Source organism: Cupriavidus sp. GA3-3, from assembly GCF_000389805.1.
Classification (GTDB): Bacteria; Pseudomonadota; Gammaproteobacteria; order Burkholderiales; family Burkholderiaceae; genus Cupriavidus; species Cupriavidus necator_D.
This window is the reverse complement of sequence record NZ_KB944461.1, coordinates 74,779-88,082: the sequence shown is the minus strand read 5'-3', so window position 1 is coordinate 88,082 and position 13,304 is coordinate 74,779. Positions and strand designations below refer to the sequence as shown.

13 protein-coding genes are annotated in these 13,304 nt (G+C 66.0%); 3 read left to right on the top strand and 10 right to left on the bottom strand.

Translation table 11 applies throughout. The annotated features are described in order from the left end of the window. Positions 1–27: 27 nt before the first annotated feature. The 8 genes from C265_RS03100 to purB all read right to left on the bottom strand — a co-directional run bounded on the left by C265_RS03100 (position 28) and on the right by purB (position 8,794). Positions 28–1,035, bottom strand: a complete 1,008-nt coding sequence (locus tag C265_RS03100) for a response regulator (RefSeq protein WP_010815065.1) — start codon at positions 1,033–1,035, stop codon at positions 28–30. Continuing rightward, a complete protein-coding gene (locus tag C265_RS03095; RefSeq protein ID WP_010815066.1) occupies positions 1,032–2,165 on the bottom strand; it encodes a hybrid sensor histidine kinase/response regulator in 1,134 nt (377 codons plus the stop codon). The genes C265_RS03100 and C265_RS03095 overlap by 4 nt, the downstream gene beginning before the upstream one ends. Before the next feature lie 6 nt (positions 2,166–2,171). Next, on the bottom strand, positions 2,172–3,503 hold the full coding sequence (locus tag C265_RS03090; RefSeq protein ID WP_010815067.1) for a sensor histidine kinase: 1,332 nt from the start codon (positions 3,501–3,503) through the stop codon (positions 2,172–2,174). A gap of 22 nt (positions 3,504–3,525) precedes the next feature. Further along, positions 3,526–4,917 (bottom strand): class I SAM-dependent methyltransferase, encoded by a 1,392-nt coding sequence (locus C265_RS03085; RefSeq protein WP_010815068.1) that lies wholly within the window; start codon positions 4,915–4,917, stop codon positions 3,526–3,528. Positions 4,918–5,266: 349 nt separating this feature from the next. Then, entirely contained in the window at positions 5,267–5,857 is a 591-nt protein-coding gene (locus C265_RS03080) for a YceI family protein (RefSeq protein ID WP_010815069.1), read from the bottom strand. Positions 5,858–5,940: 83 nt separating this feature from the next. After that, positions 5,941–6,510: a YceI family protein gene (locus tag C265_RS03075; RefSeq protein WP_010815070.1), complete on the bottom strand. Its 570-nt coding sequence runs from the start codon at positions 6,508–6,510 to the stop codon at positions 5,941–5,943. Between the two features lie 68 nt (positions 6,511–6,578). Then, a complete protein-coding gene (locus C265_RS03070) occupies positions 6,579–7,133 on the bottom strand; it encodes a cytochrome b (RefSeq protein WP_010815071.1) in 555 nt (184 codons plus the stop codon). A 284-nt stretch (positions 7,134–7,417) separates the two neighbouring features. Then, positions 7,418–8,794 (bottom strand): adenylosuccinate lyase, encoded by a 1,377-nt coding sequence (purB, locus tag C265_RS03065; protein ID WP_010815072.1) that lies wholly within the window; start codon positions 8,792–8,794, stop codon positions 7,418–7,420. 375 nt (positions 8,795–9,169) lie between these two features. Between purB and C265_RS03060 the strand changes: the two genes are divergently transcribed. Continuing rightward, a complete protein-coding gene (locus C265_RS03060; RefSeq protein WP_010815073.1) occupies positions 9,170–9,784 on the top strand; it encodes a glutathione S-transferase C-terminal domain-containing protein in 615 nt (204 codons plus the stop codon). A 63-nt stretch (positions 9,785–9,847) separates the two neighbouring features. Here the strand turns inward: C265_RS03060 and mnmA are convergent, their stop codons facing one another. After that, positions 9,848–10,933 carry a tRNA 2-thiouridine(34) synthase MnmA gene (mnmA, locus tag C265_RS03055; RefSeq protein WP_010815074.1) on the bottom strand — a complete coding sequence of 362 codons (1,086 nt, stop codon included), beginning with the start codon at positions 10,931–10,933 and terminating at the stop codon, positions 9,848–9,850. Continuing rightward, entirely contained in the window at positions 10,930–11,433 is a 504-nt protein-coding gene (locus C265_RS03050) for an NUDIX hydrolase (RefSeq protein WP_037023515.1), read from the bottom strand. Before C265_RS03050 ends, mnmA begins: the two co-directional genes overlap by 4 nt. Before the next feature lie 287 nt (positions 11,434–11,720). Between C265_RS03050 and C265_RS03045 the strand changes: the two genes are divergently transcribed. Together C265_RS03045 and panD are read left to right on the top strand one after the other, a co-directional pair. Continuing rightward, positions 11,721–12,842: a Re/Si-specific NAD(P)(+) transhydrogenase subunit alpha gene (locus C265_RS03045; protein ID WP_010815076.1), complete on the top strand. Its 1,122-nt coding sequence runs from the start codon at positions 11,721–11,723 to the stop codon at positions 12,840–12,842. Positions 12,843–12,899: 57 nt separating this feature from the next. After that, the gene (gene panD / locus C265_RS03040) at positions 12,900–13,262 is read left to right on the top strand and encodes an aspartate 1-decarboxylase (RefSeq protein WP_010815077.1); all 363 of its coding nucleotides are present in this window, start codon (positions 12,900–12,902) and stop codon (positions 13,260–13,262) included. The last annotated feature ends 42 nt before the right edge of the window (positions 13,263–13,304 follow it).

Below are 13,304 nucleotides of genomic sequence, written 5' to 3'. Positions count from 1 at the left end.
CCTCACCGGCTACAGCCCGGCTCCATGTCAACGTTGCTCGGCAAAGCGCTCGATCCACGCCGCCAGCCGGTCGGCCGCGAAGAACTCGGTACGCTGGCCGGCACGGCACAGGATGGCGTCGCCATCGCGCGCAAACTGCAGCGCACCGCCGGCCTCGTCCAGCCACAGCAGGCTGGCCAGCCACGCCGCATGCGCGGCAGACACCGGCGCGCCCACCGGCTGCACCAGGTACTCGGCCAACGTGGCCGGCGCGGTCCAGACCACGGTATCGCCATCGCGGCGCACCACCTCGCTGCCCAGCGCGTCGGCGATTACCGCGACGGCATCGGCCGCCCCCTTGCCCGCGTTGGCGCTGCGCAGGCCCGCCAGGCGCGTGCCGACGGCATGGCCGAAGCTGCCGCTGCGCTCGGCCTCGGCCCGCACCAGGTCGGCGTAGTCCATGCGCTGCCAGTCCGGCTCGACGCTGCCCGCGCCGGCCAGGTCGACCGCCGCGAGGTAGGTCTCCACCGGCTGGAAACGGCCCGGCCCGATCAGGCTGGCGCACAGCGCATGCACCATGCCGATGCGCGAGGCCACGGTCTGGGTCTGCAGCACGGACAGCTTCTCGCGCAGCAGCTGGTCGCGTTCCTTGCGCAGGCCGGCCAGTTCCAGCGCCTGCTTCAGCTCCATGCGCAGCGCGGTGATGTCCCACGGCTTCTTGATGTAGCGGTGGATCTGCCCCTGGTTGACCGCCTCGACGGTCTGGTCGAGCTCCGAATACGCGGTGGTCAGGATGCGCACGATATGCGGGTAGCGCTCGCGCGCGTAGCGCAGCAGTTCGTTGCCATACTCGCCCGGCATGCGCTGGTCCGACACCAGCACCGCGAGGCTGTCTGCGTGGGCGTCGAGCAAGGCCTTGCCCTCTTCAACGGAGCCGCCGGTGGCCACCGGTGCCAGCGCCCCGATGGCACGCTGGAAATACTTGACTGCAGTCGCTTCGTCATCGACGAACAGAATCGCCGGGGGTGGTGCCTGCGTGGCATTCGGTTCGGTCATCGGTCACTCCTATGCTTTCGACTCTTGAAACTTGGAAAGTCCAGCGTCACCGTCGTGCCGGCACCGGATGCGGATTCGATCCGGATGCCGCCGCCAAACGACTGCATGACGCGGTTGCAGAAAATCATGCCCAGGCCGCTGCCGCCGGCACTGGCGTGGGTGGTGACCGGGTCGACCAGCAACCGCTCCATCACTTCCGGCGCAATCCCCGGCCCGTTGTCGCAGATGCGGATTTCCGGGCGCGGCTGCGCCACCACCACAAAGCGCAACGCCGGCGTGCCGACACTGCCCAGCGCCCGCAGCGCGTTGCTCATCACCGAGGAGAGCACCAGCGCCACGCAGTTGGGCAGCGTCTGCACCGGGAAATCGCCGTGCATCTCCACCTGCACCCAGCTGCGCTGGTCGCCTGCGAACGGGTAGCTGTCCAGCAGCGAAGTGACCAGCGAGCCGGCGCTGACCTCGGCGCCGGCATCGGGCCGCGCCGGCGTGCTGCCGGCACTGTTGCGCACCGACTGCAGGAACGACGACAGCACCGCCAGGCAATACTGGGCGTTGTCGTACATGGCGCTGGCCGCCTGGCCGATCTCGGCCTGGCGCTGCGCACTGTACTCGCCGGCGACACGTCCGCGGATGCCGTGGGCAAAGTTGGCGATGGCAGCCAGCGGGGTATTCAGCTCATGCGCCAGGAAGGCCAGGGTCTCGTCGATCGCCATCAGCCGGTGCTGGCGCAGGGTGCGCTCGCGGTGGCGCTCGGCGGCGCCTGCCAGCACCTCGCGCAGGTCGGCCACGCTCAGCGGCTTTTCCAGGATGCGGAAGACTTCGCCGCTGTTGACCGTTTCCAGCAGCACATCCTTGTCGGCATAGGCGGTGACCAGGATGCGCACGATCTGCGGGTATTCCTGCGCCACCTGGCGCAGCAGCTGGCCGCCGTCGCGCCCGGGCATGCGGAAGTCGGTCACCAGCACCGCCACGCGGGCGGGGTCCGCGCGCAGCACCGCCAGGGCCTCGTCGGCGCTGTCTGCCACCAGCACCTCATAGTCGCTGCCGGCGGCCCGGGCGAAATACTTGCGCGCCATCTCCTCGTCGTCGACATAGAGGACGGCAAGCCGTGCCTGCTTCGCTTCGCTCATGGCTGGTTACTCCGCACGCGGCAGGTCGAAGCTGAACGCGGTCCACTGGCCCAGTTCGCTCTCGGCATACAGCTGCCCGCCGTGGCGTTCCACCACCGCGTAGCTGATCGACAGGCCCAGGCCAAGCCCCTGCCCCACCTCGCGCGTGGTGAAGAACGGCTCGAACACGCGCGCCAGGTTTTCCTGGGGGATGCCAGGGCCGTTGTCGCGCACCATGACGTGCAGGCGGTGGTTGTCCCAGCGGGCCGTGGTATGGATCGCGGGCGCGACCGTGCCCGCCTTGCGCATGGCCAGCGCGGCATTCGAGAACAGGTTGATCAGCACGCCGATGATGGCCGCCTCGTCGCCCAGCACCAGGGTGTCGGCAGGCAGTTCGCGGCTGAGGCTGACGCCGCGCAGCTCATGCGCGGTCAGGCGGATCGACGAATCGAGCGCCTTCTCGAACAGGAACGGCGTGCCTTCCACCTCGGCGCCCGGCTTGCGGTAGGCAAAGGTCTTGAGGTCGGAGACGATATGCTGGATGCGCTGCATCCCCTGCTTGGCGTCGACCAGGCATTCTTCCAGCGAAGGGTTCTCCTTGGCCTGCGGCTCTTCCATCGCCACTTCGATCGCCATCAGGCAGAAGTTGACCGGGTTGTTCACCTCGTGCAGCAGCCCGGCCGCCAGCGTACCGATGGCGGCCATCTTCTCCTGCTGCAGCATCTGGCCCTTGATGTCGGCCAGCCGGCGGTTGATCACCTCGAGCTCGGTATTCTTCTCGGCGACCTCGTCCTTCAGACGGAACAACATGAAGCGCGCCCGCTCGTTGAAGAAGGTATAGACCCCGCTGGCCGCCGCGGCGAACAGCAGGAACAGTGAATTGGCGATAAAAGCGCCCACCGGCTCGATGCCGCCGGGGTGGAACAGGCATGCCAGGACGTACAGCAGGTACGAGAGTACGCCGAACACAAGGTTCTGCCACAAGCCGAACGGCAGCGCGATGCCCGACGCGAAGATCGCGAGGTTAAGCCCGACGTAGTATGGCGACTGCGCCCCTTCAGTCTGCCAGATCATCCACGCAATCATGATCTGCGGCAGCAGCAGCCACGTCAGCGTCAGCCATGGCGCGAAGCGGCGCCCCGCAGCGCTGTACAGCACCACCACCACGCCCGCGATCAACAACGACACCAACACGCGCGCCACCCCGAAGGCAAGCTGCTGCTGCGGATACTGGCCGTAATCGAGCCCGACGCCGAGCAGAACCAGCGCGATCGCGGTATAGGCGCCGCCACGGCTGAATGCCAGGCGAAAGTCAGCCAGCTCGGACTGGTAGCCGGCGTAGAGTTGGTTGGTGCTCATGGCGTGCCCCGCAAGGACTGCTTCAGTCAATGGTGGCTTCCGCAAATACGTTGACGCCGGTGGCATCGCCGTAAATGCGGTGCGAGTGCGAATTTTCAGGCAGTAGCTGCGCCATGCCCGCGTCGTCGCGGTAGATCAGGTACCACTCCAGCAGGTGTTCCATGCCGAATTTCTCAGGATTGTCGGCGTGGACGTTGGTTACCAGAATCTGTCCTCCGTGTCGCGAGCGGGAGGCGAAATACGAGAGTAGCCGCGTACACACCTTGTCGGACAGGTAGTCGAACAGGCCCGCACAATAGACCGCGTCGAACTCCCTTGCACTGGTATCGTCCGGCGAGATACGCCGCTTGAGCAGTTCATGCACGGACTGGTGCACCATCTCGATGGCAACCTTGCTCCCGGCGCTGGTGGCCGAGCGTTCGATCGAGCTACGCGTGAACTCCAGCGTCTCTTCGCTGAAGTCGACCAACTGGAACGACAGCAGTTCGGGGTTGGGGTATTCGCGCACGAAGCGCTGGATCTCGAAGGCAGGGCCGCAGCCCACGTTGAGCACGCGGAACGGCCGGCCAGCGGCGCGCGCGCGATCGGCCTGGCGCGTCAGGAAATCGATCAGCAGTTCGATGCGGTTGCGGTGCGCGGTCGCCACGGCCGCCTTGAGGAAGGCGGTGTTGACGATCTGGAAATAGGTGGTGGGACCCTGCTGCGGGTCGTTCAGGATCTGGTTCACCATCTCGTAGTCGCCGGCATAGCCGAGCGGCTTGGTGAAGGTGCGGTATACGAACGGCGCCCGCAGCAAGAGCGGGTGCAGCGCCGACTGCGCGTAAGTGCGGTGCACCGGCGCGATCTCCGGATCCACGCGCTGGGCCTCGCCCTCAAGCCAATCCAGGTAGGTCTTTGTCTTGACCATGATGGGCGTGGCCAGCTCGTAGAAGACGTCTTCGCGGAGCTTGCCTTCAATCTTGGGCAGCGATTCGGTCATGTCGACCTGCTCGACCCAGCGCGACACTTCGGACAGGAACGCGCGCATCTCGTTGACCACGATCTGGTAGTCGCGCCGGATATTGAAGCGCGTGTCCCAGTCCTGCACAAAAAGCTCGGCTTCGCGCGCGACTGACTTGGGCTCGTTGGTCAGGTCCGTCAGTTCGCGCCATTCGTCGATCAGCGTCAGCGACACCACGGCGGTCAGGCCGGTATTCACCAGGCTCATCACCACGGCCTTGCCGAGGTAGGCGTTCTTGGCCCCCATGCGGACGCTGAGTTCGCTCAGCACCTCGCTGACCTGCACGATCGAATACGGATTGTAGATTTCCATCACCAGAGACTTTCTCTGGAGATTGACAATCGTGCCCCGCACCTGCTCGCCCTGCGAGTTGCGGAAACTAACTACCGGATCGATTTGCGTTTTGGAATACACGGTATTGCGCCAGGGAAAACCGAGAAACGCTGCGGGCCATACAGCCAGGGCAGAACGGCCGGGTACAGCATGAGGGGCGAGGAGGTCGCGGGGGCGGCTACCGGTATCGGGACATGCAGCGAATGCTCATAGTGATGCGCTTTAGCCGGTTGCGGGCATGGCTGCCCCCGCCTTGGCAGGAGTAGCAATGCCCCGATCAAGGAGGAATTGCCGCGGGCCATTGTACTGTGCCCGTCGGGGGTCGTACAACCAAGTGCCCTGGCAGGCCCCTGAATGATGCCGGACAATAAAAAAGGCCGGCATGGCCGGCCTTGACTGCCTGGAAGCCCGCCGCAGCGGGCTGGCACGCTCAGTCCGCGCGCACGCCTTCCACCTGGATGGCAAGCTTGACCTCGGGCTTGAAGCCCATTTTCACGCCATAGTCCAGGCCGAAGTCGGCACGGTTGAAATGGCCCACGGCATCGGCGCCGCAGGCTTCGCGCTTGAGCATCGGGTGCTGGATGCACTTGAAATCGCGGATTTCCAGCTTGACCGGCTTGGACACGCCGCGCAGCGTCAGCATGCCGTCAACCTCGGTCGGCACGTCACCCTTGAACTTGGAGAACTTGCCCTTGTAGACGGCCTCGGGGAAGGCTTCCACGTCGAACATGTCCGGGCCCTTGGCGTGCTGGTTCAGCTTGGCATTGCCGAAATCGATCGAAGCCGGGTCGATCTTGACCTCGACCGAGCCCGCCTTGGCGGCACGGTCCAGCGTGACCACGCCGCTGGACTTGTCGAACTTGCCGCGCCAGGTCGACAGGCCGCCCAGGTGGTCGGCCTCGAAGCTCGGGTAGGTGTGGGTCGGATCGAGGTTGTAGGTCACGGTATTGGCCGAAGCCACGCCGAAGGCGGCGGTTGCGGAAATGGCCGCGACGGCGGCAACGAGGGAACGCAGTTTCATGGAATCTCCCGACAAATCAGGTTGGGGCGGAACGTTCTCACGAACGCCGATTGGGTACGTCAGCGGAATGCCGGCCTTGCTTGTTACTTCTTGGCCAGCACGATACGGAATTTGATCTGCACGTCGTCGGCCACCACGGAAGTGTCCTTCCACTCGCCGTCGCCGATATTGAAGACCGTGCGCTTGATCGGCAGCGCGCCCTCGAACACCTGCACGGCGCCTTCCTGGCGGTAGGTGGCGGGCACCACCACGTCAACGGTCTTGCCCTTGATGGTCAGCTTGCCGGCCACGTCGTACTTGCCCGGCGTGCCGTTCTTGATGCTGGTGGACTGGAACACGGCCTTGGGGTACTTGGCGGCGTCGAACCAGTCCTTGCCCTTCACTTCCTTGGTGGTCTCGGCGTCGCCGATCTCGAAGCTGGACACATCGATCTCGACCTTGGCCGACGAGGTCGCCAGCTTGGCCGGGTCGAAGCTGACCGCGGCATCGAACTTCCTGAACTTGCCTTCCATCGGCACGCCGATCTGGCGCGCGACCGCGGTCACCGAGCTCTTGGCGGCGTCAACCTGCGCCCAGGCCAGGTTGGCTGCGATGCCGGAGGCGGCCAGGACGGCGGCGATGACGAGCGAGCCGCGGCGGGAATTGCGTTTCATCTCAAAAAACTCCTGTCAGGGTCGGCGCAGCGCGCCGCGGTACGGAAAAAGTTGGCCGGGGCGGCGCCTCAGCGCAGGAACGGCAGCATCCGGCCCAGCGTGCCGTCGCGGTCGACGAACTGGTGCTTGACCGCCGCCGCCGCATGGACAACGACCACCGCCGCCATCAGGTAGTTCAGCCAGATATGGACAAACTTGAGTATTTCTTTCAGTTCGTCGTTCTTCTCCAGCAGCGCCGGCATCTTCCACAGGCCCAGGTAGACCACCGGCACGCCCGCGGCCGAGCTGTACAGGTAGCCGCTGATAGGAACGATCACGATCAGCAGGTACAGCAGGTGATGGGCGCCGGCCGCGGCTTTGGCCTGCCAGGCCGGCGTGCCGGGCGCCACCGGCGGTGCCGCATGGGTTGCACGCCACAGCACGCGCAGCACGGCAACCGCGAAGATCGTCACGCCCAGCCACTTGTGCCAGGAGTAGAGCTTGAGCTTGGTCGGCGTCAGCCCCGGAATGCCGGTCATGTACAGGCCGAGCCCGAACGCGGCGAAGATCGCCAGCGCAATGACCCAGTGCAAGGCGATCGCGGTGGCACCGTAGCCGGTGGGGGCGTTGGCGGTAGAACGCATCGGATTCCTCTCGCCCCGCGCAGGAGCGTTTCACAATTTTGGGGAAGGCACCGGCGGGGGCTGGCCCGCCCGTGCGCTTACGATTCTCGCATTATTGCGGCGGGCTGTGCGCCGATGAAGGACAGTCCTTCATTAAGTTATTCAAATGCTTTGAAGTGACATTCTGTCGCAAGCGGCACAAAGCCGCAGTGACCTGCCCGCCGCGCTGCGCCAGAAAAGCAAAAAGCCATCCTCGCGGATGGCTTTTGCAGCACGTCGCCCCGGTTCAGGGGCGAAATGTGGCGTCAGATGCGCTCGGCCAGCACCACGGCCTTGCCGATGTAGCTGGCGGGCGTCATGTCCAGCAGCAGCTTCTTGGCGTCGTCGGGGATCGCCAGGCCGTTGATGAAGGTCTGCAGCGCCTCGCGCGAGATGCCCTTGCCGCGGGTCAGCTCCTTGAGCTGCTCGTACGGGTTGGGCACGCCGAAGCGGCGCATCACGGTCTGCACCGGCTCGGCCAGCACCTCCCAGCAGTTGTCCAGGTCTTCGTCCAGGCGCTCGGGGTTGGTTTCCAGCTTGCCCAGGCCACGCAGGCAAGCCTCATAGGCCAGCAGGCTGTAGCCGAAGGCCACGCCGATATTGCGCAGCACGGTCGAATCGGTCAGGTCGCGCTGCCAGCGCGACAGCGGCAGCTTCTCGGACAAGTGGCGCAGCACGGCGTTGGCCAGGCCCAGGTTGCCTTCGGAGTTCTCGAAGTCGATCGGGTTGACCTTGTGCGGCATGGTCGACGAGCCGATTTCGCCGGCCTTGGTCTTCTGCTTGAAGTAGCCCAGCGAGATATAGCCCCAGACGTCGCGGTTCAGGTCGAGCAGGATGGTGTTGGCGCGGGCGATCGCGTCGAACAGCTCGGCCATGTAGTCGTGCGGCTCGATCTGGATGGTGTACGGGTTGAAGACCAGGCCCAGGCGGGTCTCGATCACCTGCTTCGAGAAGGCTTCCCAGTCGAAGCTCGGGTAGGCCGACAGGTGCGCGTTGTAGTTACCCACCGCGCCGTTCATCTTGCCCAGCAGCTCGACCTGCTCGATACGCTGGATCGCGCGCGCCAGGCGCGCGGCCACGTTGGCCATTTCCTTGCCCAGCGTGGTCGGGCTGGCCGGCTGGCCGTGGGTGCGCGACAGCATCGGCTGCGCGGCATTGAGCTTGGCCAGCTCGACCAGGCGGGCGTGCACGCGCTTGAGCGCCGGCACCACCACGCCTTCGCGGGCGCCCTTGAGCATCATGCCGTGCGAGGTGTTGTTGATGTCTTCCGAGGTGCAGGCGAAGTGGATGAACTCGCTGGCGGCTTCCAGCTCGGCGTTGCCCTTGACCTGTTCCTTGAGCCAGTACTCGACCGCCTTGACGTCATGGTTGGTGACGGCTTCGATTTCCTTGATGCGGGCGGCGTCGGCCTCGCTGAACTTGTCCACCAGCGCCAGCAGCGCGGCCTCGGAGGCGGCCGAGAACTTGGGCATGTCGGGCAGGCCGGCCTGCGCCAGCGCGATCAGCCAGTGCACCTCGACCTTGACGCGGTTGCGCATGAACGCGGCCTCGGACAGCCATTCGCGCAGCGCATCGGCCTTGGCGGCGTAACGGCCATCGATCGGGGACAGGGCGGTGAGCGGCGAAAGCGAAGAGGAGGTCATGCTGGAAACCGGGAAAAGGGAGGCAATGGAAGAAGGCGACGAACAAGAAGCGCCGCGGGGGCTGGCGCTGTCAGCGTTGGCGGCGGGAGGGACCGGAAAAGCGACCTTATGCGGCCGGATGCGTCCAAAACGCCGCGCCGGCAGGCCCGCCGGCGCTGCGCAACGCGGGATTTTACCACCCCTGCCCCGGCTCCGGGCAGCGGTAAAGCGCCGCCGCGGGGCATCGGTGCGCAAGCCCGCATTCGCCATGCACCACGGGTATACTCGCGCACGCCGTTCCAGTAGCCTGTTATGAAGTGCATCGGGCAAGCCGCGCGCCCCACCGCCGCTGCCACAGAGCGACGATGCACTTCATAACAAGCTCAAGGGGAGAATATGAAGCTGTATGCATCCCGGACCAGTCCCTACGCGCGCAAGGTGCGCGTGGTGATGGCGGAGAAAAAGATCGAGTGCCAGCTCATCGAAGAGGATGTCTGGTCGCCCGAGACCAGGATCGGCCAGTTCAACCCGCTCGGCAAAGTGCCTTGCCTGGTCATGGAAGACGGCGGCGCAATCTTCGATTCGCGCGTGATCGTCGAATATGTCGACACCTTGACGCCGGTCAGCCGGTTGATCCCGCAGGGCGGGCGCGAGCGCCTGGAAGTCCGCTGCTGGGAGGCGCTGGCCGACGGCCTGCTCGACGCAGCGCTGCTGGTGCGCCTGGAGGCCACCCAGCGCGAGCCGCATGAGCGCAGCGAACGCTGGGTGCAGCGCCAGCGCGGCAAGATCGATGCGGCGCTGGTGGCCATGGCGCACGGTCTGGCCGACCGCCCCTTCTGCACCGGCACGCACTATTCGCTGGCCGACGTGGCGGTGGGCTGCGCGCTGTCCTACCTGGATTTCCGCTTCCCCGAGATCGCCTGGCGCGAGCGCCATCCCAACCTGGCGGCGCTGGAGGAAAAGCTGTCCAAGCGCCAGTCGTTTATCGATACGGAACCGCCGCGCGGCTGATCCACAGCGGCCGACAAGAAAACACCCGCCTCGAGCGGGTGTTTTTTCGTGCAGCGGCAGCGCTTACTGGATGATGCCGCCGCCCAGGCAGATGTCACCGTCATACAGCACCGCCGACTGCCCGGGCGTGACCGCCCATTGCGCCTCGGCAAACCGGAGCGTCAGCGCGTCGCCGTCCACCGCCTGCACCGTGCAGGCCGCATCGCTCTGGCGGTAGCGCGTCTTGGCCGCCATCGCCGCGCCCGCGGCGGGCGGCTCGCCGGCCACCCAGGACAGGTCCGACGCGGTCAGCACCGGCGTCAGCAGCCACGGGTGGTCGTGGCCCTGCACCACGTAAAGCGTATTGTTCGCCATATCCTTGCGCGCCACATACCAGGCGTCGCCGTTGCCCTCGCGGCTGCCGCCCAGGCCGATGCCCTTGCGCTGGCCCAGCGTGTAGAAGGCGAGGCCGATATGCTCGCCCACGACCTTGCCCTCGGGCGTCTTCATCGGGCCCGGCTTGGTCGGCAGGTAGCGGTTCAGGAAATCGCGGAACGGACGCTCGCCGATAAAGCAGATGCCGGTGGAGTCCTTCTTCTTCGCGTTCGGCAGGCCGATCTCGGCGGCGATCTCGCGCACGCGCGTCTTGGGGATCTCGCCCAGCGGGAACAGCGTGCGCGACAGCTGCGCCTGGTTCAGCCGGTGCAGGAAGTAGCTCTGGTCCTTGGTATGGTCGAGCGCCTTGAGCAGCTCGAACCGGCCGGCCGCGTTCTGCCGCACACGCGCATAGTGGCCGGTGGCGATGGTTTCCGCGCCCAGCGACATGGCATGGTCGAGGAAGGCCTTGAACTTGATCTCGGCATTGCACAGCACGTCGGGGTTGGGCGTGCGCCCGGCGGAGTATTCGCGCAGGAAGTCGGCAAAGACCCGGTCCTTGTACTCGGCGGCAAAGTTGACCGCCTCCACGTCGACGCCGATCAGGTCGGCCACCGAGACCACGTCCAGCCAGTCCTGGCGCGTTGAGCAGTACTCGCTGTCGTCATCGTCCTCCCAGTTCTTCATGAACAGGCCGATGACCTCGTAGCCCTGCTGCTTGAGCAGCCACGCGGTGACCGACGAATCGACCCCGCCCGACATGCCCACCACGACACGTTTTCCGGCACCACTCACGGCTGCGCTCCCAGCGGGACGGCCGCGGCCAGCGCCGACGGGTGCGTGTACAAGGCGTCCAGCGCAAAGCGCTTGCCGGCCAGGTAGTCGTTGACACAGGCCATCACCAGCGGCGTACGGTGACGCTCCGTGCAGGCGCGCAGTTCTTCCGCGCTCATCCAGACCGTGCGCACGATGCCGGTGTCGAGCTGGCGGCCCGCATCGAGCGAGCCCAGGTCGCCGGTAAAGGCAAAGCGCACATAGGTCACATCGGTGCCGGTGCGCGACGACAGCGAACGGCCCATGTAGCAGCCCAGCAGCGCGCGCGGCTCAAAGGTGTGCGCGGTCTCTTCCAGGGTTTCGCGGATCACTGCGCGGATCAGGCTCTCGCCCGGGTCCAGGTGCCCGGCGGGCTGGTTCAGGCGCAGCCCGTCGGCGGTTTCCTCTTCGACCAGCAGGAAGCGTCCGCCGCGCTCGATCACGGCGGCAACGGTCACGCTGGCATTCCAGTCACTTGACATGATGCTCAATTTTTAGGCAATCCCGCATTCTACCGGTTGCGGGCCCATCGTGCAGCGCCGCCGGCCCGCCATGGCCCCCGGCCGGTAAGCCAGGCTGGTGCTGGAATGGCGGCTGCAACTCCCTCTTTGGCGGTCGCCGCAAAAGCCGACCGGCCGGTCACCATTGAACGTCAGATTCCTGTAAGCTGCGAAAAAATTGTTGCGCTGCGGCTTAAGCTTGCGGCGCGCACGGGCCAGACGTCGGTCCGCCCAACCACACAAGACGCCAGCTAAAGGAGAAATTGACGATGTACATCGGCATCCCGCAGGAGACGCGGGCCGGCGAGACTCGCGTCGCCGCCACCCCGGAGACAGTCAAGAAGTACGTCGCCCAGGGCCACAGGGTGGTCGTGCAGGCCGGCGCCGGCGTAAGCGCCAGCCAGCCCGACGGCGCGTATGAGGCGGTCGGCGCCACCATCGGCACCGCCGCCGAAGCTCTGGGCGCCCAGCTGGTGCTCAAGGTGCGCGCACCGGACGCCGCCGAACTGGCGCAGATGAAGCCGGGCGCCGTGCTGATCGGCATGCTCAATCCCTTCGACGCCGAGAACAACGCGCGCATGTCCGCCGCGAACATCACCGCCTTTGCCCTGGAAGCCGCGCCGCGCACCACGCGCGCGCAGAGCATGGACGTGCTGTCGTCGCAGGCCAACATCGCCGGCTACAAGGCCGTGCTGGTGGCCGCGCACCACTACCAGCGCTTCATGCCGATGCTGATGACCGCCGCCGGCACCGTCAAGGCCGCGCGCGTGCTGATCCTGGGCGCGGGCGTCGCCGGCCTGCAGGCCATCGCCACCGCCAAGCGGCTGGGCGCGGTGATCGAGGCCTCCGATGTGCGCCCCGCGGTCAAGGAGCAGATCGAATCGCTCGGCGCCAAGTTCCTCGACGTGCCCTTCCTCACCGATGAAGAGCGCGAGATCGCCCAGGGCGTGGGCGGCTATGCCCGCCCGATGCCGCCGGACTGGATGAAGCGCCAGGCCGAGCTGGTGCACCAGCGCGCGGTCCAGGCCGACATCGTCATCACCACCGCACTCATCCCGGGCCGCAAGGCACCGGTGCTGCTGCAGGAAGCCACCGTGGCGCAGATGAAACCCGGCTCGGTGGTGGTGGACCTGGCCGCGGCACAGGGCGGCAACTGCCCGCTGACGGTGGCCGACGAAGTGGTCAACCACAACGGCGTCATCATCATCGGCCACACCAACCTGGCCAGCATGGTCGCGGCCGACGCCTCGGCGCTCTATGCCCGCAACGTGCTGGACTTCCTCAAGCTGGTCGTCGACAAGGACGGCCAGTTCACGCTGAACCTTGAAGACGACATCGTCGCGGCCTGCCTGATGTGCAGGGACGGCAAGGTCGTGCGCGAGGCGGCGTAATTTCCACGGGCGCCATGCGCCCACTGCTTTTGCATCAAATATAAGGACGTATCACCCATGCAACGCATCATGCTCCGCGCCAAGCTCCACCGCGTCACCGTGACGCAGGCGGACCTCAACTACGAGGGTTCGTGCGGCATCGACCAGGACCTGCTGGACGCTGCCGACATGAAGGAGTTCGAGAAGATCGAGCTGTACAACGTGAACAACGGCGAGCGCTTCTCCACCTACATCATCAAGGGCGAGCGCGGCAGCGGCGAGATCTCGCTGAACGGCGCCGCGGCCCGCCGCGCGCACCTGGGCGACCAGCTGATCATCTGCACCTACGCGCCGATGAGCGACGAGGAAATCGCCGCCTACAAGCCCAAGGTCATCCTGGTGAACGAGAAGAACGGCATCAAGGAAATCAAGAAGTTCTGAGGGTTTGCTCCCCTCTCCCGCCTGCGGGAGAGGGGCAGGGGG